The 24,944-nt window shown below is 69.6% G+C and carries 19 protein-coding genes and 2 tRNA genes; 6 read left to right on the top strand and 15 right to left on the bottom strand.

Going from position 1 to position 24,944, the window contains the following annotated elements; all coding sequences use genetic code 11:
• Positions 1 to 2: 2 nt before the first annotated feature.
• From AB4Y80_RS03340 to AB4Y80_RS03295, 10 genes are all read right to left on the bottom strand, one after another.
• A complete protein-coding gene (locus AB4Y80_RS03340) occupies positions 3 to 875 on the bottom strand; it encodes an HpcH/HpaI aldolase/citrate lyase family protein (RefSeq protein ID WP_442211915.1) in 873 nt (290 codons plus the stop codon).
• Between the two features lie 84 nt (positions 876 to 959).
• Positions 960 to 4,058: a hypothetical protein gene (locus tag AB4Y80_RS03335; RefSeq protein ID WP_442211914.1), complete on the bottom strand. Its 3,099-nt coding sequence runs from the start codon at positions 4,056 to 4,058 to the stop codon at positions 960 to 962.
• Positions 4,059 to 4,225: 167 nt separating this feature from the next.
• Entirely contained in the window at positions 4,226 to 4,873 is a 648-nt protein-coding gene (locus tag AB4Y80_RS03330) for an SDR family oxidoreductase (protein ID WP_442211913.1), read from the bottom strand.
• Positions 4,874 to 5,028: 155 nt separating this feature from the next.
• Positions 5,029 to 5,102, bottom strand: a tRNA-Met gene (locus tag AB4Y80_RS03325).
• A 63-nt stretch (positions 5,103 to 5,165) separates the two neighbouring features.
• Positions 5,166 to 5,237: transfer RNA gene (locus tag AB4Y80_RS03320), tRNA-Thr, on the bottom strand.
• A 262-nt stretch (positions 5,238 to 5,499) separates the two neighbouring features.
• Complete coding sequence (locus tag AB4Y80_RS03315; RefSeq protein ID WP_442211912.1) at positions 5,500 to 7,443, bottom strand: DEAD/DEAH box helicase; 1,944 nt, start codon at positions 7,441 to 7,443, stop codon at positions 5,500 to 5,502.
• Between the two features lie 347 nt (positions 7,444 to 7,790).
• A complete protein-coding gene (locus AB4Y80_RS03310; protein WP_442211910.1) occupies positions 7,791 to 8,456 on the bottom strand; it encodes an MOSC domain-containing protein in 666 nt (221 codons plus the stop codon).
• Positions 8,457 to 8,498: 42 nt separating this feature from the next.
• Positions 8,499 to 9,173 carry a response regulator gene (locus AB4Y80_RS03305; protein ID WP_442211908.1) on the bottom strand — a complete coding sequence of 225 codons (675 nt, stop codon included), beginning with the start codon at positions 9,171 to 9,173 and terminating at the stop codon, positions 8,499 to 8,501.
• Positions 9,174 to 9,186: 13 nt separating this feature from the next.
• On the bottom strand, positions 9,187 to 11,727 hold the full coding sequence (locus AB4Y80_RS03300; protein WP_442211907.1) for a DUF4118 domain-containing protein: 2,541 nt from the start codon (positions 11,725 to 11,727) through the stop codon (positions 9,187 to 9,189).
• A gap of 46 nt (positions 11,728 to 11,773) precedes the next feature.
• On the bottom strand, positions 11,774 to 12,523 hold the full coding sequence (locus tag AB4Y80_RS03295) for an SDR family oxidoreductase (RefSeq protein WP_442211906.1): 750 nt from the start codon (positions 12,521 to 12,523) through the stop codon (positions 11,774 to 11,776).
• Between the two features lie 165 nt (positions 12,524 to 12,688).
• On the opposite strand from AB4Y80_RS03295, the gene AB4Y80_RS03290 reads away from it, so the two are divergent.
• Entirely contained in the window at positions 12,689 to 14,041 is a 1,353-nt protein-coding gene (locus tag AB4Y80_RS03290) for an amidohydrolase (RefSeq protein WP_442211905.1), read from the top strand.
• A gap of 23 nt (positions 14,042 to 14,064) precedes the next feature.
• On the opposite strand, the gene AB4Y80_RS03285 is transcribed toward AB4Y80_RS03290, so the two are convergent.
• Together AB4Y80_RS03285 and AB4Y80_RS03280 are read right to left on the bottom strand one after the other, a co-directional pair.
• Positions 14,065 to 15,225, bottom strand: coding sequence for a cystathionine gamma-synthase (locus tag AB4Y80_RS03285; RefSeq protein WP_442211904.1), 1,161 nt, complete (start codon positions 15,223 to 15,225; stop codon positions 14,065 to 14,067).
• 52 nt (positions 15,226 to 15,277) lie between these two features.
• Complete coding sequence (locus tag AB4Y80_RS03280) at positions 15,278 to 16,663, bottom strand: cystathionine beta-synthase (RefSeq protein ID WP_442211903.1); 1,386 nt, start codon at positions 16,661 to 16,663, stop codon at positions 15,278 to 15,280.
• 83 nt (positions 16,664 to 16,746) lie between these two features.
• On the opposite strand from AB4Y80_RS03280, the gene AB4Y80_RS03275 reads away from it, so the two are divergent.
• Complete coding sequence (locus AB4Y80_RS03275; RefSeq protein WP_442211902.1) at positions 16,747 to 17,199, top strand: helix-turn-helix transcriptional regulator; 453 nt, start codon at positions 16,747 to 16,749, stop codon at positions 17,197 to 17,199.
• A gap of 10 nt (positions 17,200 to 17,209) precedes the next feature.
• Positions 17,210 to 17,611, top strand: a complete 402-nt coding sequence (locus AB4Y80_RS03270; protein WP_442211901.1) for a VOC family protein — start codon at positions 17,210 to 17,212, stop codon at positions 17,609 to 17,611.
• Between the two features lie 8 nt (positions 17,612 to 17,619).
• On the opposite strand, the gene AB4Y80_RS03265 is transcribed toward AB4Y80_RS03270, so the two are convergent.
• Positions 17,620 to 21,078 (bottom strand): bifunctional proline dehydrogenase/L-glutamate gamma-semialdehyde dehydrogenase, encoded by a 3,459-nt coding sequence (locus AB4Y80_RS03265; protein WP_442211900.1) that lies wholly within the window; start codon positions 21,076 to 21,078, stop codon positions 17,620 to 17,622.
• A gap of 178 nt (positions 21,079 to 21,256) precedes the next feature.
• Here AB4Y80_RS03265 and AB4Y80_RS03260 point away from each other — a divergent pair, with 178 nt between their 5' ends.
• Positions 21,257 to 22,183 (top strand): LysR substrate-binding domain-containing protein, encoded by a 927-nt coding sequence (locus AB4Y80_RS03260; RefSeq protein ID WP_442211899.1) that lies wholly within the window; start codon positions 21,257 to 21,259, stop codon positions 22,181 to 22,183.
• 109 nt (positions 22,184 to 22,292) lie between these two features.
• On the opposite strand, the gene AB4Y80_RS03255 is transcribed toward AB4Y80_RS03260, so the two are convergent.
• The gene (locus AB4Y80_RS03255) at positions 22,293 to 23,033 is read right to left on the bottom strand and encodes a hypothetical protein (RefSeq protein ID WP_442211898.1); all 741 of its coding nucleotides are present in this window, start codon (positions 23,031 to 23,033) and stop codon (positions 22,293 to 22,295) included.
• A 98-nt stretch (positions 23,034 to 23,131) separates the two neighbouring features.
• Here AB4Y80_RS03255 and AB4Y80_RS03250 point away from each other — a divergent pair, with 98 nt between their 5' ends.
• Both AB4Y80_RS03250 and AB4Y80_RS03245 read left to right on the top strand, forming a co-directional pair.
• Complete coding sequence (locus AB4Y80_RS03250) at positions 23,132 to 24,088, top strand: DNA-3-methyladenine glycosylase family protein (RefSeq protein WP_442211897.1); 957 nt, start codon at positions 23,132 to 23,134, stop codon at positions 24,086 to 24,088.
• 84 nt (positions 24,089 to 24,172) lie between these two features.
• Positions 24,173 to 24,451 carry a putative quinol monooxygenase gene (locus AB4Y80_RS03245; protein WP_442211896.1) on the top strand — a complete coding sequence of 93 codons (279 nt, stop codon included), beginning with the start codon at positions 24,173 to 24,175 and terminating at the stop codon, positions 24,449 to 24,451.
• A gap of 86 nt (positions 24,452 to 24,537) precedes the next feature.
• Here AB4Y80_RS03245 and AB4Y80_RS03240 read toward each other — a convergent pair whose 3' ends face one another.
• On the bottom strand, positions 24,538 to 24,918 hold the full coding sequence (locus AB4Y80_RS03240; RefSeq protein ID WP_442211895.1) for a thioredoxin family protein: 381 nt from the start codon (positions 24,916 to 24,918) through the stop codon (positions 24,538 to 24,540).
• Between the last annotated feature and the right edge of the window lie 26 nt (positions 24,919 to 24,944).

Genomic DNA, 24,944 nt, shown 5'->3' with positions numbered 1-24,944 from the left:
AACTAGACGGCGGGCTGGACGCCGTACGCCACGGCCAGCTTGAGGATCTTTTCGGCCCGGCCCAGGCGGGGCAGGTCGGAGCCGTCGCGGATGACGCCGCCGCGGGCGTTGAAGTCATCCATGAAGTCGGTGGCCCAGGCGACGTCGGTGGGGGTGGGGCTGATGACCTCGTTGATGATGGTGGTTTGGTCGATCGCCAAGCACAATTTGCCGGTCATGCCCATGGTCACCGTGATGGCGGACTGTTCGCGCAGGATCGGGTGGTTGGTGCCCACGGTGGGGCCGTCGATGGGGCCGGGCAGGTTGCCGACCCGGCTGGCGACCACGAGCTTGGCCCGGGGGTAGGCCATCGCCTCACGGTCCGCCGCCATGCCGGTGTCGCGGCGGAAGTCGCCGGAGCCGAACGCCAGGCGGAAGGCGCCCTCGGCGCGGGCGATGTTGTTGGCTTCCTCGATGCCGAGCGCGGACTCGACCAGGGCCAGCACGCGCGTCTTGCCGTCGAGGCGGTGGTAGGTCTCCTTGACCTGCTCCGCGTTTTCCGTCTTGGCCAGCATGACGCCCAAGAGGTTGGGATTGTTGCGCAGCCCGGCGACGTCGTCGGCCCAGAAGTCCGAGTGCACGTCATTGATGCGCACCCATGCCTTGCCGCCGTCGCGCAGCCATTTGATGACGTCGGCGCGGGCATCGGCCTTGTTCTTGGGGTCGACCGCATCTTCGATGTCAAGCACGATGGCGTCGGCACGGGAGTTCGCCGCCTCGTCGAAGATCTCGGGCCGGGTTGCGGGCACCAGAAGCCAGGACCGGGCAATCTCGGCCGGAATGTTGCGGGGGCGGACGGGTTTGTTCGATGCGGCGCTGCCGACGGTGCTAGACATACATCTACCGTATACGGGCCGGGCGGCCAATGATGTTGTGTCTCCCTACAACACAGGGCTGCGGGGGCTGGCGATTTGCACCACCTATCCGGCGCGCCGCAGGAACGCCAGCAGGTTGGCGAACCTGGGCGCGGCGCCCGGGCCCGCCAGCGTGCCGGCCTCGGTCCGCATCGCGGCGGTCAGCTGGGCCTGGCTCATCGGCGACAGCGACCAGCCCAGCGGCGGTACCAGGGCCGGCACGCTGCTGGGGGCCACCACGACGGCGGCATGGCCGTTGAGTGCCGTGCGCACGTAGGCGGCGGCCCGCTGGCACGCGCTCTCTGCCTGTGCCAGTGGGCAGACGTCCGCGGACCCCTCGAGCCGTTGCAGCCAGGTCGAGGACGCCGACTGCAGGCTCTTGGCGTTCAGGCCCACCAGCGGAATGGCCAATTCACCGGCGGCCTTGGGCGCGCGCGGGACAATGTCCGCCCCGGGCGAATTTTGCAGGTACAGGAAGACCGGCACAATGATGTCCCGGGTGGCCTCGGTGACCGGGGCCCCGGCGCACCCGGCATCGCCGGGCGCGCCGGCGCAGGCATTGTGGTTGCGGATCATCTCGGCAAGGGCGGGCCAAACGTCACTGACCGTCCCCAGCCCGGAGCCTTCCGAGTAGCCGCCGTCGATGGCCTGGTAGCCGCCGTCCGTCCGGCATCCGGGCTGCCCCTGCGCGTCGGCGGTCACCGCCGCCACCCGGCCGGCCGGGGAGATGATGGGGAACCGTGCCGAGAGCAGGGCGGCCGTGGACCAGCGCAGGAACAGCGGGCATGTCCTTTGCTGGTCATAGAGGTCGATGGACAGCGGCAGGCTGCGGCTGTCCACGCAGGAGGGGTGCACGGTCCCGGCCGGGACCGCCGCCGCGGGGTCGGGCAGGTCAAGCTGGCTGATCAACAGGCGGCAGCCGCTGAGCGCATCCGTCGAATTGAGGATCAGCGCGCCGGCCGGGCCGGCGACTTCCGCGGTGAACGGTTCCGCCAGCCTGGCGGCCGATTGGGTCCACAGGGACTCCATCAGCCCGGCCCGGTCATTCCATGCCCGCGCGCCGTCGATGGTCGTCGGCACCATGAGGCCGGTGCCGGAGCCAATCATGTCCCCCACCGCGGCCCCGGCCACGCTTGCCGCGAGCGCCCGCGTATCCGCGACGTCCGGCATCAGCGCCACGGCCCGGGGCCCGCCGTAGAGGTGCACCAGGGTCAGTCCGAGGGAGCCGCCGCTGACGCCGCTGGAAAACAGCACGGCCTGGCTGCCGCACGGGCCCGCCGACGCCAGCGCGTCAAAGGCCTGCGCCGTCCAACTGGCGGCGCGGATGCCGCCGCCTTCGGCAGCCACCAGGAGCATGGGGCGGATCCTCACGCCGGCCGGCGCGGCGGCGCCGGGGATGGTTTGCCGGCAGCCGATGCTGGTGCCCAGCCAGGCGTCAAATCGTTCCTGGAGCGTCTCGCGGGCGGTGACGGGCTGCGCGGCCCCGACGCCCGGGTCGGCGGCCTGCCGGACGGCGTGCAGGCGTGGATCACCGCCGTTGACGGAGCCGAGGGCCAGGACGACGGCGATGATGGTCAGCACGGGTGTGGCCCGCAGCCCCAGCCGCTCGAACACCGGCAGCGGCCGCTGGCGCTGCAGGGCCACCACCAGGAACCCGACCACCATGGCCCAGGACCCGACCGCGAGGACCGCGGTGCCCGCCACGCCCAGGTAGTTGCTGAAGCCCGTGGGCACAAACGTCAGGCCGGCCAGGACCACGGCGAACACCGCCACGGTGGCGGCGGAGACCCTTTTTGTGGCGCTGCCGGCACGGACGGGGGGCATCAGCAGCCTGTCCCAGCTCAGGCGCACGATCAACGCCCCCAGCGGGAAGGCCGCGACCACAATGACAAAGCCGGCCAGCAGGAAGAACGGCGACCAGCCGGCGTCGACGGCGCCGCGGCCGACGCCGCGCCCCGCCATCCGCGCGGCAAGCTCCAGCGCCACGGGCGCCGTGAATGACCGCACCAGGGCCATGCCGCCGGCGGCCACAAACACCATCGAGAGCACGTCCCCGCAGCGCCAGATGTCCACGGCCCGGCCGGGGTCGGCGGGATGGGCGGCGGCGGGCAGTTGGCGTCCCAGCAGCACGGAGATGGCGAGGCTGAGGCCCGCAAGCCCGAGCGGGACGGCCAGAAAATACCAGAACTGGTCGTTGGGCCAGTTGACCAGTCCGCCGGTGACGATCACCAGGAGCATGCCCAGCAGCAGGACCGCCGGCCCATAGGTCCACCACAGGTAGTTCGGCCGGAGTTTGGGGGTCGTGGGTCCGGGCCAGAAGAGGTCCCAGGCCAGTTCGCTGCGCCGGCGGCCGAGGGCAAAGAGTCCGGCGCCGACGACCAGCACGGCCGCGCTGGTGACCCAGAAGTGCAAGGACGCCGGCCCGTGCGGGGCCCAGGCGCGTTCGGTGTCCGGCATTTGGTCGCTGACGCCGGGGATGGGCAGCAGCGACAGCACCGAGATGAGCACGACGACGGCGACGGACACGCGCTGGAAGAACAGGGCACGCCGTGCCCGGTGCAGCGAACGCCGGAGCCTGTCCCGGAAAGTGCCATAGCCGAACACGGCCACGACCAGCAGGCCCAGGCCGCCCCACTTGGCCCACGTTGCCACCAGGGAGGGCCCCAGGATGTCCGGCACGGCGCCGGCACGCAGCCCGGCGACGGCACCGAGCTGGAGCAGGGCCTCGCCGAGTTCCCCCGCGGCGATGACGGCGAGCAGGACTTGCGGCAGGGCCTTGGGCCGGAAGAAGCGCCACAGCAGGCTGAGGTAGGCGACCGCAAACAGCAGGTCCAGCACCGTGTAGACGCCCAGCAGATTGGCCACCTGCACCCGGAGCCCGGAGGACAGGGTGCTCCAGAGTTTCCAGTTCTCCTGCCCGAGGCGGGAATCCAGCGCCTGCAGGGAACTGGCCGAGGCGCTGCGTCCGGTGGCCGTGGCGGCGTCGGCCACCAGCCGGTTCACCTCGGCCATGGCCAGCCACAGAGTCACGGACACGACGGCCGCCATGCCGGTGAACCAGCGCACGAATACCGGTTCCAGGCTCGGGGGCGCGGGAACCGCCGGGACCTCGGGGACGCGGGGCGGGCAGAGAAACCGCCGGAGCCAGGTACTCAGCATGCCCATGTGGCGCCCTTTCCTTGCCGGACCATGCCCTGCGGCGGCTCGGCCCGTTCGGGTTGCCCCGCGGCACGGCGTCGTGCGTGCGGGTGTCATCAGTGCACACCCGAACCCGGGCGGGGGTCAAGAAAAGGCCGTGCATCCGGCGAGCGGGACGGGCGGGCGCTCCGGCCCTAGAGGGTCAGCGCCTCGGCAATGGGGGTGTCGCCGTCGGTGAATTCTATGGTCCGCCCGATCGTGTCCGGGCGCTTGAGCGCGGCCGCAACCACGAGGGCCACATTGCCGCGGGAGGTGTTGCGCCGGTGCGGTGCGGGCGTGGTGGCGATGGTTCCGGTCGGCGCGTCCAGGGTCAGCGCGCCCGGCCCCAGGATGGTCCAGGCAAGTGCGCAGCTGCGCAGGTGGTCGTCGGCGGCCGCCTTGGCCTGGGCGTAGGGAAAGAAGCTGTCGTCCGGGGGTACGCCGTGGTCCGGGCCGGCCCCCAGGTAGGACACCATGACGTAGCGGGACACGCCGGCGGCGACCGCGGCGTCCATGGAGCGGATGGCGGCGTCACGGTCCACGGCATACGTGCGTTCGGGACTGCCGCCGCCGGCCCCGGCGGACCAGACCACGGCGTCATAGCCCGCCAGCAGCGCCGCCAGCTCCTCCGCGGAGGAGGATGCGACGTCGTGGACCACGGGCGTGGCCCCGGCCGCCGCAACATCGTCAATCTGCGCGGCATTGCGGATCACGCCGGCGACTTCCACGCCGGCCGCGTTGAGCAGGGGCGCCAGCAACAGCGCAACTTTTCCGTGCCCCCCGATGATCAGTACCCTGTCCACAACAAGTCCTTTCGTCACGGTGGCGGAGCCCGGCGCCTCTCCCCTCCCAGTACACACCGCAGTGGGCACGTCCGCCACCCCCGGCTCGACGTCACGGGTGCCCGCCCATGACAAAGCAGGCCAGGAACCGTGGGGTTCCTGGCCTGCTGTTTTTGTAGCGGCGGGGAGGCTCGATCTCCCGACCTCACGATTATGAGTCGTGCGCTCTAACCAACTGAGCTACGCCGCCATAAATGGGTCAGGCCCGTGCTTGCCGGCCAAAACCGTCTTGACACGAGCCCACCCATTTGTGAGCCCCCCACCGGAATCGATCCGGTGACCTCGTTCTTACCAAGAACGCGCTCTACCACTGAGCTAGGGGGGCAACGAGAAAATACTTTACCAGTGGTTTTCCCTGATGCGAAATCGAGTTCCCCTCCCCCGCCGGACTCCTTCCGCGCGCACACCACGGCGCCCGAACCGGGCCGAAATCCATCACCGCGAGGCGCCATGAGAAATCTCACACGGGCCGCCCCGGACGGTTGAACTTAAGCGCCGTGTGGGCCGTTCCAACCACCGGCTGGAACCGCCCACACTGCGACTGCGGCAATGATGCGGGCGGCAGCGCCGCCCGCATCAAGGGTGAATTACCACTTGCCCTTGCTGTTGAAGTTCTGGCTGCCGCCTTCGTGGCGGGGGCGGCGGTCGCCGCCACCGTGGCCGGTGTGGGCCTGGCCGCGGTCACCGGCGTCGGCACCGCGGTCCCGGTCGCCGCCGCGGTAGCCGCCGCGATCGCCGTCGTACTTCTTCTTGAACCCGCCCTGGCCGCGGTCATTGCGGTCGTTGTAGCCGCCGCCACTGGAGGGACGGCGTCCCTTGTCCAGTTCCAGGTTGATCAGCTCGCCGCCGATGCGGGTCCGGCTCAGGGCCCGCCACTGGTCCTTGCTCAATTCGGCCGGCAACTCCACCAGGGTGTGGTCGGAGCGAATGTCGATGCCGCCAATCTGCGCCGACGACAACCCGCCCTCGTTGGCAATGGCGCCCACGATCGAGCCGGGCATGACGCGCTGGCGACGGCCCACCGAGATGCGGTAGGTGGCATTGCCCTCCGTCAGCGTCCGGGTCGGGCCGCGGGAGCCGAAGCCGTCCTTGGAGCGCTCACGCTTCTGGTATTCCGGCGCGGCCGGCAGGTCGTTGACCAGCAACGGCTGGCCGCCCTGGGCCATGACGGCCAGGGCCGCGGCGATCTCGGCGGCCGGAACGTCGTGCTCTTGCTCATAGCTGGCGATGAGGTCGCGGAACTTCGCCACGTCCTGGCTGGCCAGCGTCTCGGTGATCTTTTCCGCAAACTTGCCCAGGCGCAGGCTGTTGATGGTCTCGGCGCTGGGCAGGTGCATCTGTTCCACCGGCTGGCGGGTGGCCTTTTCAATGGCCCGCAGCAGGTACTTCTCGCGCGGGGTCATGAACAGGATCGCGTCCCCGGAACGGCCGGCGCGGCCGGTGCGGCCGATGCGGTGCACGTAGGACTCGGTGTCGTGCGGGATGTCATAGTTGATGACGTGCGAGATGCGCTCCACGTCCAGGCCGCGGGCGGCAACGTCCGTGGCGACCAGGATGTCGAAGCGGCCGTCGCGCAGGCCCTCGATGGTGCGCTCACGCTGCTGCTGCGGGATGTCGCCGTTGATGGCGGCCGCCTGGAAACCGCGGGACTTGAGCTTGTCGGCGAGGTCCTCGGTGGCCATCTTGGTGCGCACAAACGCGATGACCCCGTCGAACTCCTCAACCTCGAGCACGCGGGTCAGGGCGTCGAGCTTGTGCGGGCCCATGACCTGCAGGTACCGCTGGCGGGTGTTGGCGCCCGTGGTGGTCTTGGACTTGACGGTGATCTCGGCCGGATTGTTCAGGTACTGCTTGGAGATGCGGCGGATCGCGCCGGGCATGGTGGCGGAGAACAGGGCCACCTGCTTCTCGTCCGGGGTCTGGGAGAGGATCTGCTCCACATCCTCGGCGAAGCCCATGCGCAGCATCTCATCGGCCTCGTCCAGGACCAGGTACTGCAGGTGGGAGAGGTCCAGGGAGCCCTTGGACAGGTGGTCAATGACGCGACCCGGGGTGCCGACAACAACCTGGGCGCCGCGGCGCAGGCCCGCCAGCTGGGGGCCGTAGGCGGAGCCGCCGTAAACGGGCAGGACGGAGAAGTTGTCCATGTACTTGGCGTAGGAGGTGAAGGCCTCGGCCACCTGCAGGGCCAGCTCGCGGGTGGGGGCCAGCACCAGGATCTGCGTGTTCTTGGTGGGGCCGTTCAGGTCCATCAGCTCGGCCATGCGGGACAGGGCCGGGACGGCGAAGGCGGCCGTCTTGCCGGTTCCGGTCTGCGCCAGGCCGACGACGTCGCGGCCTTCGAGCAGCAGCGGGATGGTGGCCGCCTGGATGGGCGAGGGCGTCTCATAGCCCACGTCGACGAGGGCGGACAGCACGCGGCCGTCAATGCCCAGGTCGGCAAAGGTCATCTGAACCTCGTCGTGGTCAACGGCGACTTTGGTGGGTTCTTCGGTCAGGTTTTCGGGCATGGTAAGGATGTCCTCATTCATAGGGCCAGGCGGCGAGGGTGCCGCATTACAAAGAAATCCAGCCGCAATGCACATCCCGTGGCAGGACTTCCATGCCATAGCGGTACGCCGTTTGCACGGACGCAGGTGTCAGCGGGTGCCAACACCGTATGGCGTTTTCTTTGCCGGCAATCCCCTATGAACGCAACTTGCCCGCACAATGACAGCGGGCCCCATACACTTCAGGCTCCTGCCTCAAGAATTGGGCAGAAAATAAAAAAGGAGATACCGGAGTGGGGGATATTTAAATTGTACGGCATAGGTTACCCACCCCGGACGGGTAGTGTCGATGCCGGCCCGTGAGATTCCGCACAGCTCCCGTCCGGTGGTCAGGTGGCCTGCTGGCGGATCCTGGCGAAATACGGCCAGTAGTGGGCACTTAAGGTGAGTTCCCCGGCGTCGTGCAGTCCCTGGAGGACGTTCACATCCGCCAGGGTGGGGTTGGAGAAGAACTTGCCCACCGTGATGCCGTGCGACGGCGTGTACTCCACCGCGATGGCATCCCCGGCTTGTACTTTGCCTCGCCGAAGGACCCGCAGGTACGTGCCGATCCGGCCCGCCTGCGTGAACCTCTTGACCCATTGCGGCTCGCCCATGCGCTCGGCGAAGGTTGCACACGGAACCCGGGGCGAGGTCACTTCCAGGACGACGTCCGCGCCCACGCGCCACCGCTGGCCAATGACGGCACCGGTGGTCTCGACTCCCCGGGTGCGCAGGTTCTCGCCAAAAAGTCCGGGCGGAATCTCCCGGCCCAACGCCGCAGTCCAGTAGTCGCTGTCCTCCTGCGAGTAGGCATAGAGCGCCTGGTCCGGCCCGCCGTGGTTTTCCCGGTCCGCCTGGACATCGCCGAACACCCCGTACGTCAACACGCTTGCCGGCCCGTCAACCGGCCGCTTGTCGATGGCAGTGGTGCCGAATCCCGTCCGGGTGGTGGCCAGCTGGTGGACCCGGCACACGGCCAGGACGGTGCCGAGCCGGGGCGCTGGGATGTTCATGCCATAAATCTACGGCAGGCCGGGGTGCGGGCCGGATGCCGGCTACGGCTGGAAGCGGTAGCCCATGCCGGCCTCCGTGAGCAGATGCGCCGGATTGGCCGGGTCCGGCTCCAATTTGCGCCGCAGCTGGGCCATGTAGACGCGCAGGTAGTGGGTCTCCTTGGCGTAGGCCGGCCCCCACACCTCGGAGAGGATCTGCCGCTGGCTGACCAGCCGCCCGGGGTTGCGCACCAGCAGCTCCAGCACGCTCCATTCGGTCGGCGTCATGCGCACGGGGGCGCCGTCCCGCGTGACGCGCTTGTTGGCCAGGTCCACCGTGAACTCGTCCGTCTCCACCAGCGGCTCATCGACCCGGGTGCCGGCCCGCCGGGTGGCCGCCCGCAGGCGGGCCAGCAGCTCATCGAGCCCGAACGGTTTCGTCACGTAGTCGTCGGCGCCGGCGTCCAGCGCCTCCACCTTGTCATGGGAGCCGTGCCGGGCGGAGAGGACGATGATCGGCACCTCCGTCCACCCGCGCAGCCCGGCGATCACCTCCAGCCCGTCCATGTCCGGCAGCCCCAGGTCCAGCACGACGACGTCGATCGCGTGCGTTTGCGCGGCCAGCAGCGCCGCGGCCCCGTTGGGCGCCGGCACCACCTGGTAACCGTGCGCGTGCAGGTTGATCTGCAGCGCGCGCAGGATCTGCGGCTCATCATCAACCACCAAGACCGTGCTCATGCCCGTCCCCTCCTCACGGTGTTTCCAGGCCGGCGCCGGTGGACAGCGGCAGCCGGATGATCATGGTCAGTCCCCCGCCGGGCGTCTGCTCGGCCTCGAGCACCCCGCCCATGACCTCGGTGAAGCCCTTGGCCACCGCCAGGCCAAGGCCCACGCCGGTGCCGCCCTGCGCGCCGTAGGAGACGTCGTCGAGCCTTTGAAAGGGGCGAAACATGGCCATCACATTGGCGTCCGGAACCCCTTTTCCGTGGTCCACGATGCGCAGCTCGCTGGCCGGGCGCCCGGCCACCGTGGCGCTGCCGCTGCCACCCACCGAGCCGACCACCAGCACTTCCGAATCCGGCGCGTATTTCACGGCGTTTTCCACAATGTTGGCGATGACGCGCTCCAGCAGGCCGGGGTCCGCCTCCACCGGCGGCATGTTCGGCGGCAGCTCGCGGCGGATGCGTTCGTCCGACACCCCGCGCAGGGCCGCCGGCAGGACCTCCGGCCACGTCACCGGGCCCATGACCGGGGAGACCATGTCCGCGCTGAGCCGGGACATGTCCAGCAAGTTGCCCACCAGGGCATCCATGCGGTCCGAATAATGTTCAATGGTGGCCAGCAGCTCGGCCTCGTCCTCCGCGGAGAACCGGACATCGCTTTGGCGCAGGCTGCTCACGGCCAGCTTGATCCCGGCCAGCGGCGTGCGCAGGTCATGGGACACGGCGCGCAGCACGGAGGTGCGGATCTTATTGTCCTGCGCCAATTGCAGGTTTTCGCGCTGGCTGACGGTCAGCGCCTCGCGCTGCTCCAATGCCATGAGGTGGGCCCCAAAGGCGCCCAGCAGGCGCCGGTCGCTGGCCGGCAGGATGCGCCCGCCAAGGCCCAGCACCCAGTGGTCGGAGACCTCCTCCACGTTGTCCGCCTCCTCGGGGGTCCGGGGCGGGTCCTCCCCCACGGACGCATCCGGGTGCCAGGCGGAGAGTCCGGGCCCGTCGCGACTAAAGAGCACGGCGGTGCGCATGCCAAAGTGTTCGCGGACCTGCTCCAGGAACACCTGGACCGTGTCCTGGGAGGCCAGGATGCCGCGGGCCAGCTCGCTCAACGTGGCCGCCTCGGCACCGGCCCGGGCGGCCTCGCGGGACCTGCGGGCGGACTTGTCCACCGCGAGCGCCACGGCCACGGCCGTCACCAGGAAGATGCCCAGGGCCAGCAGGTTCTCGGGATCGCTGATGGTCAGGGTTCCCACGGGCGGGGCGGAGTAAAAGTTCAGCAGCAGGCTGCTCCAGACGGCGGCGGCGACGGCGGGGCGCAGCCCGCCCACGAGGGCCACGGCGATGGCGGCGGCAAACTGGATGAGCATGGCCAGCTGCAGGCTCAGATGCCCGGCGCCCAGCTGCACCAGCACGGGCAGCACCAGGGCCAGGGCAAACCCGGCCCCCACGCGCGAGCTGTTCAACTCCCCGCGCCCCAGCGCCGCCCGGCCCTTGCCGCCCAAGGGGTGCGGGACCATGTGCACGTCGATGTCGCCGGCGTCGCGGACCACTTTGGTGCCGACGCCCGGACCGGCAAAAATGCCGCGCCACGGTTTGCGGCGCGAGGAGCCGATGACGATTTGGGTGGCGCCAACGCTGCGGGCAAAGTCCAGGAGTGCCTCGGCGGGGTCGTCGCCGCCCACCGAATGGTAGGTGCCGCCCAGATCGGTGACGAGTTGGCGCTGGGCCTCCAGTTCCTGCGGGGAGTTCCCGGCCACGCCGTCGGAGCGCGGTATGTGCACGGCCAGCAGTTCCCCGCCGCTGACCCGGCTGAGGATCCTGGCGGCCCGGCGCAGCAGGTAGTCGCCCTCGGGCCCGCCGGTCAGCCCCACCACAATTCGTTCGCGTGTGGGCCAGCTGGCCTCGATGCCGTGCGATTGCCGGTACCGGGCCACACCTTCTTCCACCCTGTCGGCCAGCCACAGCAGGGCCAGTTCGCGCAACGCCGTGAGGTTGCCGAGCCGGAAGTCATTGGCCAGCGCGGCATCCACCTTATCCGGCGCGTAGATCTTGCCCGCGCTCAGCCGCTGGCGCAGGAGTTCGGGCGGGAGGTCCACCAGCTCGATCTGGTCCGCCCGGCGCACCACCTCATCCGGGACGGTTTCTTGCTTCCGCACACCCGTGATGGCCTCGACGACATCGCCGAGGGACGCGAGGTGCTCGACATTAAGGGTGGAGTAGACGTCGATGCCGGCCGCCAGCAGCTCCTCCACGTCCTGCCAGCGTTTGGCGTTCCCGGCGCCGGGGACGTTGGAGTGGGCGTATTCGTCCACCAGGGCCAGGGCCGGGCGGCGGGCCAGCAGGGCGGCCACGTCGAGTTCGGCATAGTCCACGTCCCGGTAGCTGATGTTCCGAGTGGGCAGCTGTTCCAGCCCGGCCAGCTGGTCCCGGATTTGGGCCCGGCCCCGGTCCAGCACGATCCCGGCCACCACATCCACGCCGGCCGCCGCTTGGACACGGCCTTCCGTGAGCATGGCGTAGGTTTTACCCACGCCGGGGGCCGCCCCCAGAAAGATCCGCAAGATGCCGCGTGCCATACCGCTTATTCTCGCAGGGCCGCCGCGCATCCACCGCGCGGGACTCTTACGCCGAGAAGCCGCCGTCGACCTTGAGCAGCTGCCCGCTGACCCAGCGCCCGCCCGGGGAGAGCAGAAATGCCACGGTGGGCGCGACGTCGGCCGGGGTGCCCAGCCGCCCGCCCGGCTGCAGCGCGGTCATTTCCGCCCGCACCCGCTCGTCCATCCAGCCGGTGTCCACGGGGCCGGGGTTGAGCACGTTGGCGCTGATCCCCTGCCCGCCCAGTTCGCGCGCGGCGGCAATGACGATCCTGTCCAGGGCGCCCTTGGACGCCCCATAGGGCAGGTTGTGGGCCGTGTGGTCGCTGGTCAGCGCGACGATGGCGCCGCCGTCGGGCGTGATTTGCCGGGCGAACGCGGCCACCAGCTGCCAGCTGGCGCGGGTGTTGACGGCAAAGTGGCGCGCAAAGCTCTCCAGCGTCGTATCCAGCACGCCCGAATCCACCGACTCGCAATGCGAGAGCACCATCCCCCGCAACGGCCCCGCCACTTCGGCGATCCGCGCCATGAGGTGCTCGACGCCGGCCGGGTCGCCGAGGTCGGCCGGCAGCGCCCACACGCGCGCGCCGGCGGCCTCAAGCTCGACGCCGAGGGCGCTGATGTCGTCGGGCTGCACACCCCAGGGCATGCGGGCGTCGTAGTCCTGCCAGTAGTTCAGGACCAGGTCCCAGCCGTCGGCGGCGAGCGCCCGGGCGATGCCGGCACCGATGCCCACCCTGCGGCCCACGCCGGTCACGAGCGCAATCTTTCCCTGCATGGGCCCAGCCTAGCCGCCCCGGGGCGGGCCGCCGCTCCGGGGCGGGGAGAGCCGGCGGGCCTGCCCAGACGGTAGGTTTGGGGAGGGGCCCGCGGAGACCGGCGGTTCAGGCCGGCGCCCGCCCCGGCCCCCGCACCATCCGCGCACACGCCTCGAAAGGCCGTCATGACCTCCCCACAGCCCACCCCCCGGCCCGCATTTGTTCCGGGACGGGTGACGAAGCCCGCGACCCCGGGCAAGCCGAGCGGTGCGGGCAAGGCCGGCAGGACCGCCCCCGCACGGCCGGCGGCCGACACCGCCGCGATCAGCGCCGCGATCCGTGAGGCGGCGGCCGCCGCGAAAAGGCGGGTCCTGGCCATCACCAATGCCCACGTGGTCCCGATCGACGGCGACCCCTTCGACGGCACGGTCCTGGTGGAGGGCGGGAAGATCCTGGCCCTGGGCGCGTCCGTGCAGGTCCCGGCCGGCGCCGACGTGCTGGACGCCAAGGGCCAGTGGCTGCTGCCGGGCTTCATTGACGCGCACGTGCACCTGGGGCTGCACCCCGAGGGCGAGGTGGGATCCACCAGCGACGTCAATGAGATGACCGACCCGGTCATGGCCGCGGTGCGGGCCATTGACGCCGTCGACCCCTTTGACCCCGGCTTTGACGACGCCCTCGCCGGCGGCATCACGACCGTAAACGTGAACCCGGGATCCGGGAATCCCATCGGCGGGCTGGCGGTGGCGCTGCACACGCACGGACGGTACATCGAGGAGATGGTGCTGCGTTCCCCGAGCGGGCTGAAGTCGGCGCTGGGGGAGAATCCCAAGCGCATTTACGCGGAGAAGAAGCAGACCCCCTCCACCAGGCTGGGCACGGCACTGGTGATTCGCCAGGCGTTCATGGCGGCGCAGAACTGGCTGGCGAAGCCGGAGCCGCGCCCGCGGGATGCGCAGATGGAGGCGCTGGCCATGGTGCTGCGCCGGGAAATCCCCTGGCGCCAGCACTGCCACCGCGCCGACGACATCGCCACGGCCCTGCGGCTCGCCGACGAATTTGGCTACGACCTGGTGCTGGACCACGGCACCGAGGCGCACGTCCTGGCGGACGTTTTGGCCACGCGCGGCACGCCGGTGCTGATTGGTCCGCTGTTCACCACCAAGTCCAAGCCGGAACTGCGGGGCCGGTCCCTGGCGAGCCCCGGCAAGCTTGCCGCCGCGGGGGTGGAGATCTCCCTGATCACCGACCACCCCGTGGTGCCCATCAACTTCCTCATCCACCAGGCCACGTTTGCCGTGAAGGAGGGCCTGGACCGGGCGACGGCGTTGCGGGCCGTCACGATCAATCCCGCCAAGGTGCTGGGTCTGGCGGAGCGGATCGGCTCCCTCGCCGTCGGCAAGGACGCGGACCTGGTGCTGTGGAGCGGGGACCCGCTGGATGTCATGCAGCGGGCCCTGACGGTCTTCATCGGCGGCAAGCCGGTCTACACCTACGACCCCGTTGCCCGCCGGGGCGTCCCGGCCCCCCGCGCCTGAGCCCCCGCGCCCCCGAAGGGGGTTTAGAGGGCGTCGAGGGCCTGGGTGAGGTCCGCGATCAGGTCGGCCACGTCCTCGATGCCCACGGACAGCCGGATCAGGTTCACCGGCACGGCCAGCTCGGTGCCCTTGACGGAGGCGTGCGTCATCTCCGACGGGTAGTTCATCAACGACTCCACCCCGCCAAGCGACTCGGCCAGGGTGAACAGGTGCGTGGACTCGGCGACCTTCCGTGCGGCCGCCTCCCCGCCCTTGAACTGCACCGAGATCATGCCGCCAAAATTGCGCATCTGCCGGGCGGCGAGCTCGTGCCCGGGGTGGTCCGGCAGGCCCGGGTAGAGCACCCTTTCCACCTCGGGGCGGGTCAGCAGCCATTCGGCGATTTCCTGGGCGTTGGCGGAGTGGCGCTCCATGCGCACCCCCAGCGTCTTGAGCCCGCGGGTGGTCAGCCACGCCTCCATCGGCGCGGAGACGGCGCCCACTGCGAACTGGACGAAGCCGATCTTCTCGGCCGCCGCGGCGTCGGAGAGGATGACGGCGCCGCCGGAGGCGTCCGAGTGCCCGCCGATGTACTTGGTGGTGGAGTGCACGACGACGTCGGCGCCCAGCGCCAGCGGGTTCTGCAGGTAGGGCGAGGCGAAGGTGTTGTCGACGACCAGCAGGGCCCCGGCGTCGTGCGCCACCTCGGCCAGTGCGGCGATGTCGGTGATCTTCATCATCGGGTTCGACGGCGTCTCCACCCAGATCATCTTCGTCTTGCCCTCGGGACCGCCGGCGGCGACGGCCGAACGCAGGGCACCGGCGTCGGACATGTCGACGGCCGCGTTGCTGATGCCCCACACGGACAGGACCCGGTTGATCAGCCGGTAGGTGCCGCCATAGACGTCATTGCCCATGATGATGTGGTCGCCCGGGACCAGCAGGGCGCGGATGAGGGCGTCCTCGGCGGCCAGGCCGGAGGAGAAGCTGAACGCGAAGTCCCCGCCTTCCAGGGCCGCGAGCTGACTCTGGAGGGCGTCGCGGGTGGGGTTGGTGCCGCGGCCGTATTCGTAGCCGTTGCGCAGCTTGCCGATCCCGTCCTGGGCGAAGGTGGTGGTCTGGTACAGCGGCGGGATGACGGCCCCGGTGGTGGGGTCCGGGGACTGCCCGGCGTGGACGGCGCGCGTGTTGAAACCTTCGGTCATGGTATTTCTCCTAAAATTGTCCGGTCGTGTTGCCCGCCGGGCGCGGGGGCCGCTAGTCGTTGAGGTAGTTGAGGAGGTCGTGGCGGGTCAGCACGCCGACGGGGGCGCCCACGAACGTCACCATGAGCGCGTCCACGTCCTGCAGCTTGGTGCGCGCGGCGGAGATGGGTTCCAGCGATCCGATGATGGGCAGCCGCGGCTGCATGTGGTCGGTGATCTTGTCCGTCAGCTTGGCCTCGTGCCGGAACAGCTTGCCGGTCAGCGTGCGCTCGTCCACGGAGCCGACCACCTCGCCCATCACCACGGGCGGTTCGGCGGAGAGCACCGGAATCTGGGAGACCCCGTATTCGGCCATCAGGTTGATGACGTCCCGGACGGTCTCGTTCGGGTGGATGTGGACCAGGTCCGGCAACTGCCCGTTCTTGGTCTTGAGCACGTCGCCGATGGCGGGCTCGTCGGTGACCTTGAGGAAGCCGTACGACTGCATCCACTTATCGTCAAAGATCTTGGCCAGGTAGCCCCGGCCGCTGTCCGGCAGGAGGACGACGACGACGGCCTCCGGTCCCAGCCCCTTGGCGGCTTCCAGCGCGGCCACCACGGCCATGCCGGAGGACCCGCCCACCAGCAGGCCCTCCTCGCGGGCGAGCCGGCGGGTCATGGCGAAGCTGTCGTTGTCGGTGACGGCGATGATCTCGTGCGGGACCTTCGGGTCATAGGAGGCCGGCCACATGTCCTCGCCCACGCCCTCCACCAGGTACGGGCGGCCGGTGCCCCCGGAATAGACGGAGCCCTCCGGATCGGCGCCGATGACCCGGACCTCCCCACCCTCGCTCGCCGGGCGGTCCGCGGAGACCTCCCGCAGGAACCGGCCGGTGCCGGTGATGGTGCCCCCGGTGCCGACGCCGGCCACAAAGTGGGTGACCTTGCCCTCGGTGTCCCGCCAAATCTCCGGTCCCGTGGTCTCGTAATGGCTCAGCGGGCCGTTTTGGTTGGAAAACTGGTCCGGCTTGTAGGCGCCGGGAATCTCCTGGACCAGGCGGTCGGAGACCCCGTAGTAGGACTGCGGGCTGTCCGCGGCAACCGCCGTCGGGGTCACCACCACCTCCGCGCCGTAGGCCGCCAGGACGGCGCGCTTGTCCTCGCCCACCTTGTCCGGAACGACGAAGATGCAGTTGTAGCCGCGGGCCTGGGCCACCATGGCCATGGCAACACCGGTGTTGCCGCTGGTGGGTTCCACCACCGTCCCGCCGGGGCGAATCCGCCCCTCCTTCGCCGCCTCATCGAGCATCTTCACGGCGATCCGATCCTTCGCGGAGCCGCCCGGGTTCATGTACTCAAGTTTCACCAAAATGGTGGCCTGGATGCCTTCGGTGACCTTGTTGAGCTTGACCAAGGGGGTGTTGCCGATGAGGTCCAGGACGGAGTTCGCATACTTCATGACTCCAACGTATCCTCCGGCTTCGCCTCAAGCCAACGAAGGTTACCGTTTGGGGCGCCCTTCGGCGGTGGTAGCCTCAACCCATGACCCCCGAGGAGCTCGCCAATCTCGCGCACCTGCGCCGGGCCAAGGACGCGATCGACCGCGACTACGCGCTCCCCCTCGACGTGCCCACCATCGCCCAAAAGGCGTTCATGTCCCCGGCCCATTTCTCCCGCAAGTTCCGCGCCGCCTATGGCGAGAGCCCCTACGGCTACCTCATGACCCGGCGCATCGAGCGGGCGGCGGCGCTGCTGCGGGCCGGGGCGTCCGTCACGGACGCCTGCATGGCCGTCGGGTGTACCTCCCTGGGCTCCTTCAGTTCGCGGTTCACCGAGCTCATGGGTGAATCGCCCAGCGCCTACCGCGGCCGTGCGCACGACGCCGTGGAGGCCATGCCCGCCTGCTTTGCCAGGTTCGCGACCCGGCCCCTGCGCAGCCCGGCCGAACCCAAGTCGAGCAGGAATGGAGAAGCCCTGCGCCAGGGCGCCGGTTAGCGTAGGGGTCATGACCATTTCACTGCAGTACACCAATGTCACCGTCAACAACACCGATGAATCCATCGCGTTTTACCGCGATGCGCTGGGCCTGTCCGTGCTCAACGACGTCGCCTCCGGCGGCTTCCGTTGGGTCACGCTGGGCAGCGACGCGCAGCCGGGCCTGGGGATCGTCATTTCCGAACCGCATGCCGGCCGCTCCCAGGCCGACGGCGACGCCCTCCAGGAACTGCTCACCAAGGGCGTGCTGCCGATGCTGGTGTTCCGCACCGACGACCTCGACGCAACGTTCGAACAGGCCCGGGCCAACGGTGCCGAGGTGCTCCAGGAGCCCATCGCCCAGCCGTGGGGCCCGCGGGACTGCGCCTTCCGCGATCCCTCCGGCAACACCGTGCGCATCTCCCAGGAGTAGGCGCCCGGCTAGATCAGCCCGTCCGAGAGGTGGTTCGGGGTGCCGAAGCGGTGCGCGGTGATGCTGACGGCCTGCTCGTGCAGGAACGGCAGCATTTCCACGCGCCCGGCCTCGGTGACCTCGCCGTGGTAGATGGCCAGGTCGGGGCGGCCGTTCGTTGCCTCATGGACGGCCGAGGAATCCCCGCCGATCAGGCGCAGGCGCCCGGCCCCGAAGCGCCGCGCGGTGGCCAGCGCGGCGGCGTCGTTCTCCACGGTGACGCTGATGCGCAGGCTCACCAACAGCGCCTGGACGGCGTTGGGGAGGGCGACGGCGGTGGAGACCGCCGGGGTGGCCCCGGCCACGATCCCGGCCGCGAGGACGCGCAGCAGCTTGACCACCGGCTCGCCCTCGGCCAGGCGGACCAGCGGGTGCAAGGGCAGGTAGCGGAACACATTGCGTTCGGCGGACAGGGCGGAGACGTCCTTGGCCGTGCCGAACTCGGAGGCCCAGGCGGCGGCGTCACTGTGCAGGGAGCGGGTCAAAAAGGCCAGCTCGTCGGCGGACAGGCCGGCGGATGAGGCCGCCGTGAGCATCTTCTTGGCGGCGTCGCCCAGCGGCGCGTCGGCCGTGGACGGCCGGGAAACCCAGTTGCCCAGGCCCATCAGGTAGTTCGGGCCGCCGGCCTTGGTGCCGGCCCCGACGGCCGACTTCTTCCAGCCGCCAAACGGCTGGCGCTGGACGATCGCCCCGGTGATGCCGCGGTTCACGTACAGGTTCCCGGCCTGGACGGTGTCCAGCCAGAGGCCGATCTCCGCGGAGTCCAGCGAGTGCAGCCCGGACGTCAATCCGTAGTCGATCCGGTTGACCAGGGCGATGGCCTCCTCAAGGGTGTCTGCGGTCATGACGCCCAAGACCGGTCCGAAGAACTCGGTCAGGTGGAAGTGGGAACCGGCCGCGACGCCGGTGCGCACGCCCGGGGACCAGAGGCGGCCGGTCTCATCGAGCTGCCTCGGCTCGATCGCCCACGCTTCGCCCGCGTCCAGGGTGGTCAGCGCCGTGTGGAGCTTGCCGGCGGCCGGTTCGATGACGGGCCCCATCTGGGTGGTGGCGGTTTCCGGGTAGCCGACGAACAAACTGGAGGCGGCGTCGATCAGCTGGTTTCGGAAGCGGGCGGACTGCGCCACGGAGCCGACCATGATCACCAGGGACGCGGCGGAGCATTTCTGCCCGGCGTGGCCGAAGGCGGACTGGACCACGTCCTTGGCGGCCAGGTCCAGGTCGGCGCTGGGCGTGACGATGATGGCGTTCTTGCCCGAGGTCTCGGCCAGCAACGGCAGGTCGGTGCGGAAGCTGCGGAACAGCTCGGCCGTCTCATACCCGCCCGTGAGGATGAGGCGATCAACGCTCGGGTGGGAGACCAGCGCCCGCCCCAGCTCGCGCTCCTGCAGCTGCACCAGCGCCAGAACCTCGCGGGGCACGCCGGCGTCCCACAGTGCCTGGACCATCAGCGAGCCGCTGCGGCGCGCCTGGGTTGCCGGCTTGATGACGACGGCGGAGCCCGCGGCCAGCGCCGAGAGCGTGGAGCCGGCCGGAATGGCCACGGGGAAGTTCCACGGCGGCGTCACGACGGTCAGCCGCGCCGGGACGTACCGTGCGCCGTCGACCGCGTCCAGCTCCCTGGCCCGCTCGGCATAGTAATGGGCGAAGTCGATGGCCTCGCTGACCTCCGGGTCACCCTGGTCGAGGGTCTTGCCGGTTTCGTGCGCCATGACCTCCATGAGCTCGGCGCGCCGTGACTCCAGCACGTCGCCGGCGCGGTGCAGGATGGCGGCGCGCTCGGCGCCGGTCATGGCACCCCACGCCTGGCCGTGCTCCAGGGCGGTGTCCACGATGGCGTTGAGCTGGGTGAGGTCGCCGACGCGCGTGGATTCCACAAGGTCGTTGCCCAGGGTCGAGGACGGGATGCGGGCCAGGATCTCCCGGCCCCAGGCGCGGTTGGCCGGCAGCGCCGGGTCCGTGTCCGGGGTGTTGGCGAAGGCATCCGTGGCCGCCGGCCGGGCGGGCGCGGTGCGGTCCTGYACCCGGTTGGGGGCGGGGACGTCGGTGTCCAGCTTCGCCAGGGAGGCCAGGAAGCGGTTCTTCTCGCGCTCGAACAGGGCCTCGTTCTCGGAAAGCTCGAACACGGCGGACATGAAGTTGTCCTGGCTGGCGCCCTCCTCCAGCCGTCGGATGAGGTAGGCGATGGCGACGTCGAACTCGCCGGGGTGGACCACCGGCGTGTAGAGCAGGAGGGAGCCGACGTCCCGGCGGACGGCCTCGGCCTGGCCGGTGGCCATGCCCAGCAGCATCTCAAATTCCAGCTGGCCGGTGTCGGTGGCGATGCCGCGGTCCTTGGCGAGCAGCCAGGCGTGGGCGACGTCGAAGAGGTTGTGCCCGGCCACGCCGATGTGCACGTTGTTGATGTGCTCGGCGGTCAGTGCATAGTTCACGATGCGCTTGTAGTTGGTGTCGGAGTCCGCCTTGGTCCCCCACGTGGCAAGCGGCCAGCCGTAGACGGAGGCCTGGACCTGTTCCATGGGCAGGTTGGCGCCCTTGACGATGCGCACCTTGACGGCCGCGCCGCCGGCGGCGCGGCGCGCGGCGGCCCACTCCTGGAGCTCGATCATGGCGGCCAGGGTGTCCGGCAGGTAGGCCTGCAGCACGATCCCGGCCTCGAGGGTCTTGAATTCGGGCTTGTCCAGGATGCGCTTGAATACGGCGATGGTCATGCCCAGGTCCTTGTATTCCTCCATGTCCAGGTTGATGAACTTGGGCTTGGGGAAGGAATTGGCCAGCGTGTACAGGGGCGTGAGCTTCTCCACCACGTGGTTGACGGCGTCCTCGAAGGCCCAGGGGGAGTGCGGGGCCACGGTGGAGGATTCCTTGATGGAGACGTAGTCGACGTCGTTCCGGGCCAGCAGGCGCAGCGTGCCTTCCAGGCGGCGGGCGGCCTCGTGTTCGCCGAGGACGGCCTCGCCCAGGAGGTTGATGTTCAGATCCACCCCGCCCCGGCGGATCTTGGCGATGGCCGGGCCCAGCTTGGCGTCGGTGGCATCGACGATCAGGTGGCCCACCATCTCGCGGAGCACCTTGCGCGCGATCGGGATGACGATTTGCGGCATGACCGGGGCCATGACGCCGCCGAGGCGCACCGCCCCGCGCATGTACCAGGGCAGGAAAGCCGGCACCTTGGGGGCCAGCGTGGCCAGGTTGCGGCCGGCCACGGCCAGGTCCTCGGGGCGGATCACGCCGTCGACAAACCCGACGGTGAAGTCCAGTCCGTTGGGGTCCTTGAGGACCCCGGCCAGGCGTTGGGCCGAAACATCCGCAGGGATCTTGGCGGCCTCGGTGAGCCAATGCCGGACAAGGGCGATGGTTTCCTCGGCAAGATCGTCGCCGGGATCCGGAATGTTCGCGGCGGTGGCCGCTGTGATGGGGCTGGTCATGGTCGTTGGTGCGTTCTTTTCTACTGGGCTCAGGCGGGTGCGGCGGGGGCCGGTCGGCRCGTCGGCGGTGACGCGGCAACGGTTCCCCCACCCTCAGTATGCGAGGAATATTCAATAAGTAAAAGTGGTGATTTATGATGATTATGAGTCAATTCCACTAACTTATGAGGAGGGTCCCGTGCTGGACGTCAAGCGCCTGCGCCTCTTGCGTGAATTGAAGATTCGCGGCACCCTGGCGGACGTGGCCCTGGCCCTGCAATACAGCCCGTCCGCCGTGTCCCAGCAACTGGCGCAGCTGGAGAAGGAAGCGGGCGTCAAACTGCTGCGCAAGGTGGGCCGGCGCGTCCAGCTGACGGCGCAGGCGGAGATCCTGGTGGCGCACACGGCGGAAATCCTCGAAACACTCGAACGGGCCGAGGCGGACATGTCCGCCTCGCTGACCTCGGTGACCGGGACGGTGAAACTGGCCGTCTTCCAGTCCGCCGCCTTGGCGCTGTTGCCGGAGATGCTCACGGCCATGGCGGCGACCTATCCGGACGTCCGGATCGAGATGACGCAGCGCGAACCGGAGACGGCGCTGTATGAAACCTGGGCGCGGGACTTTGACCTGGTGGTGGCCGAGCAGTACCCGGGCCATGCCGCTCCTCGGCACCCCGAGCTGGATCGGGTGGTCCTGACCACCGATGCCATTCGGCTGGCCGTCCCGCCGGCGGGCGTTTCCGGCGGCATGGCCCGGCTGCGCGGCGGCTCGATCACGCACATCGAGGATACGGCGGAACTGCCGTGGGTCATGGAACCGCGGGGGGCGGCGTCGCGGCACTGGGCCGAGCAGGCGTGCCGGCAGGCCGGCTTTGAGCCCGATGTCCGTTTTGAAACCGCCGACCTCCAGGCCCAGATCCGGCTCATTGAGTCCGGCAATGCCGTGGCCCTGCTCCCCGACCTCATGTGGACCGGCCGGCCGCCGGCGCTCACGCTCATCGACCTGCCCGGCCTGCCCCGGCGCACGGTCTTCACCTCCGCCCGGCGCGCCAGCCGGCGTCGTCCGGCCATCCTGGCGTGCCGGGACGTCCTGGAGCAGACGGCCCGCCGCGTCTCCGCCCTATGATCTGACCCGCGATAGATGTCGGAAATCGTCAATTTCGGGGCGGTTTTCGACATCTATTGCGGGTCACGTGCTGTTGGCCGGGCACGACGGCGGCACGGCCGGCACGTCGTCAGCCGCCGGTTCGGCCCGCGGCATCCTTGGGCACCATGCCGCCGTGGCGAAACGCGGCGGCGAGCACAAACAGCACCATCGCCGCCCCGATCGGCCAGAAGTTGATGTCCCAGGCAAACCCGGCCGTCGGCAGCCCGATGTCCTGCCCGGACGCGCCGAGCACCTGGCGGGCGGCGAGATTTCCGCCCACCAGGTGGCAGAGCTGCCAGGCGATGCCGCCGGCCAGGACGGTGACGGCGATCCGGCGAATCCCGCGGATCAGCCCGGGCCGGAACAGGGTCTTGTTCAAGACGCCCAGGCAGAGATCGGCAATCAGCAGTCCGACGATGACCCCGACCGCACATTGGAGCAGGGTTCCCGCGGTGAGCCAGATCCGGGTGGCCAGGTCCAGGCCGTGCACGCTGACCACGGCCTGCGTGAAACCGCCGCCGACCACCTGCGCGTGCTGGTTGTAGAGTTCCACCCCGGCCGGCGTGGCCGGCCAAAATTCCCGGACCGGCAGGGTGACCCTGACCATCGGGCTAAAGGAATTGGCGGCAACCTCGCTCGCCGCCCCCACGGTGCTGACCGCCACGAAGAGAAATGCGACGGCGCGCGTCACCTTGGCCACCCGGGTCACCGTGGTTGCCCGGTATCCGTCGTGCGTGGGGTCGGCACCGCCTCGTCGGCGCAGGATCGTGAACAGGACCGCCAGGCCCACCAGCACTATGGCGAATCCAACCGTCGACCAAGCAGCCATCTTTACCCCATCCTTAACGACTATCGCTACTGGCCAATATAGGGTGCACTCCGAGCCTCGTGCCACCGGCCGTCGGCTCCGCGTGCGACCATGGAACCATGACCGCCACCGCCACGCACACCGGTCCCGCCTTGGCCTGGGATGCCGGCGGACCCTACAATTTGCACCAGACGCTGGGCATCATCGGCCGCGGCCCCGCGGACCGCACGGTTCGCCTGGGTCCGGACGGGGCCTGGCTGGCCTTCAACACCCCCGACGGCCCGGCCACCCTGGGCCTCCGGTCCGCCGGCACCACGGTGCACGCACGCGCCTGGGGACCCGGGGCGGACCACGCGCTCGCGGGCGTGCCGGCGCTGCTGGGCGCCCATGACGACTGGTCCCTCTTTGACTCCCCCGGGTTCGCCTCCTCGCTGCCCCCGCTTGTCAGGGAGGCCCGACGCCGGCACCCGGCCGTGCGCCTGCCCGCCACCGGGCGGGTGGTTGACGCGCTGGTCCCGGCCATTGTGGAACAAAAGGTCACCTCGCTTGAGGCCCACCGCGGCTATGCGACGCTGCTGCGCACCTTTGGCACCCCGGCCCCCGGCGCCGGCAGCATTGCGGGCATCCCGGCCGACCTCTTGGTCGCCCCGACCCCAAGGCGGTGGGCCGCCATCCCGTCCTGGGAGTGGCACAAGGCCGGGGTCGGGCCACAGCGCTCGGCGACGGTCATGCGAATCCTGGGATCGGCGTCGGGCCTGGAACGGCTGGCCCGGCTGCCCGCCCCGGACGCCGCCGCAAAATTGCAGGCCATTGCCGGGATCGGGCCGTGGACGGCGGCGGAAGTGACGCAGCGGACGCACGGGGATCCCGACCAGGTGGCCGTGGGCGACTACCACCTGGCGGCCTATGTGGGGTGGGCGCTGTCCGGGCGGGCCGTCGATGACGCCGGCATGCTCGAGCTGTTGGAGCCGTGGCGCGGGCACCGGCAGCGGGTGGTGCGCATGTTGTACCTGAGTGGTTTTCGCAAGCCGGCGTTCGGCCCCCGCATGACCATCCAGGACCACCGCCGGCACTGAGCGTGTCCGCCCGCTAGGCTCGCGGCGCGTTCACACTTTGGAACCCTGTCCCGGCCCGCCGGGTCCGTCGCCTAGGCTGATCCCATGAGTGAGATCATCAACCTTGAGGCCATCTTCATCCCCAATGACGGCGAATTCTTCCGCGTGAAGCTCGCCCTGGACATCGCGATCGAGCAGGTCCTGGAGGAGCCGGGGTGCCTCCGGTATGAAATCACCGAGGAGTCGGAGACGAGAATCGTCTTGACCGAACAGTGGGCGTCCGAGCAGGATCTCGAGATGCACGGCAAGGGAATCGCCCTCCAGGATCTCAACGAGTCCCTCAGCGCGCTCCTGGCCGAGCCGGTCGCGTGGGAACGGCGCTGACCGGCCGGCACGGCGAGTGCGTAGATAATGACCCCATCCGGGCCGGATGGGGTCATTATCTACGCACTCGAGGACGGGCGGAGGAGTTACTCGGCGGCTTTGCCTTCGCTTTGCGCCTTGGCGACCGCGGCGTGCACATCTGCCATGTCCAAGCCCTTGACGGCCGTGATGACCTCGTCGAGCTGGGCGCCGTTCAGGGCGCCGGGCTGGGCAAAGACCAGCACCTTCTCGCGGAACGCCATCAGCGTGGGGATTGAGGTGATGTTTGCCTCGGCCGCCAGCTGCTGCTGCGCCTCGGTGTCCACCTTGGCGAAGACGACGTCGTCGTGCTTCTGGGACGCGGACTCGTAGGTGGGCGCAAACCGCACACACGGCTGGCACCAGGAGGCCCAGAAGTCAACGAACACGATGTCGTTGCCTTCAATGGTGGGGCCAAAGGACTCGGTGGTGATATCAACTGTAGCCATCCCCCAACGGTACGGGACGGCCCTGA

This window comes from Specibacter sp. RAF43 (genome assembly GCF_052114065.1).
In the GTDB taxonomy this organism is placed as follows: Bacteria; Actinomycetota; Actinomycetes; order Actinomycetales; family Micrococcaceae; genus Specibacter.
The sequence above is the reverse complement of the archived record's forward strand: the minus strand, read 5'-3'. Positions and strand labels throughout refer to the sequence as shown.

Excerpts from the sequence above, each read along its gene's own strand:
- AB4Y80_RS03340 (WP_442211915.1), bottom strand. The coding sequence starts at position 875 with ATGTCTAGCACCGTCGGCAGCGCCGCATCGAACAAACCCGTCCGCCCC.
- AB4Y80_RS03335 (WP_442211914.1), bottom strand. The coding sequence starts at position 4,058 with ATGGGCATGCTGAGTACCTGGCTCCGGCGGTTTCTCTGCCCGCCCCGC.
- AB4Y80_RS03315 (WP_442211912.1), bottom strand. The coding sequence starts at position 7,443 with ATGAATGAGGACATCCTTACCATGCCCGAAAACCTGACCGAAGAACCC.
- AB4Y80_RS03310 (WP_442211910.1), bottom strand. The coding sequence starts at position 8,456 with ATGAACATCCCAGCGCCCCGGCTCGGCACCGTCCTGGCCGTGTGCCGG.
- AB4Y80_RS03305 (WP_442211908.1), bottom strand. The coding sequence starts at position 9,173 with ATGAGCACGGTCTTGGTGGTTGATGATGAGCCGCAGATCCTGCGCGCG.
- AB4Y80_RS03300 (WP_442211907.1), bottom strand. The coding sequence starts at position 11,727 with ATGGCACGCGGCATCTTGCGGATCTTTCTGGGGGCGGCCCCCGGCGTG.
- AB4Y80_RS03295 (WP_442211906.1), bottom strand. The coding sequence starts at position 12,523 with ATGCAGGGAAAGATTGCGCTCGTGACCGGCGTGGGCCGCAGGGTGGGC.
- AB4Y80_RS03290 (WP_442211905.1), top strand. The coding sequence starts at position 12,689 with ATGACCTCCCCACAGCCCACCCCCCGGCCCGCATTTGTTCCGGGACGG.
- AB4Y80_RS03285 (WP_442211904.1), bottom strand. The coding sequence starts at position 15,225 with ATGACCGAAGGTTTCAACACGCGCGCCGTCCACGCCGGGCAGTCCCCG.
- AB4Y80_RS03280 (WP_442211903.1), bottom strand. The coding sequence starts at position 16,663 with ATGAAGTATGCGAACTCCGTCCTGGACCTCATCGGCAACACCCCCTTG.
- AB4Y80_RS03275 (WP_442211902.1), top strand. The coding sequence starts at position 16,747 with ATGACCCCCGAGGAGCTCGCCAATCTCGCGCACCTGCGCCGGGCCAAG.
- AB4Y80_RS03270 (WP_442211901.1), top strand. The coding sequence starts at position 17,210 with ATGACCATTTCACTGCAGTACACCAATGTCACCGTCAACAACACCGAT.
- AB4Y80_RS03255 (WP_442211898.1), bottom strand. The coding sequence starts at position 23,033 with ATGGCTGCTTGGTCGACGGTTGGATTCGCCATAGTGCTGGTGGGCCTG.
- AB4Y80_RS03250 (WP_442211897.1), top strand. The coding sequence starts at position 23,132 with ATGACCGCCACCGCCACGCACACCGGTCCCGCCTTGGCCTGGGATGCC.
- AB4Y80_RS03245 (WP_442211896.1), top strand. The coding sequence starts at position 24,173 with ATGAGTGAGATCATCAACCTTGAGGCCATCTTCATCCCCAATGACGGC.
- AB4Y80_RS03240 (WP_442211895.1), bottom strand. The coding sequence starts at position 24,918 with ATGGCTACAGTTGATATCACCACCGAGTCCTTTGGCCCCACCATTGAA.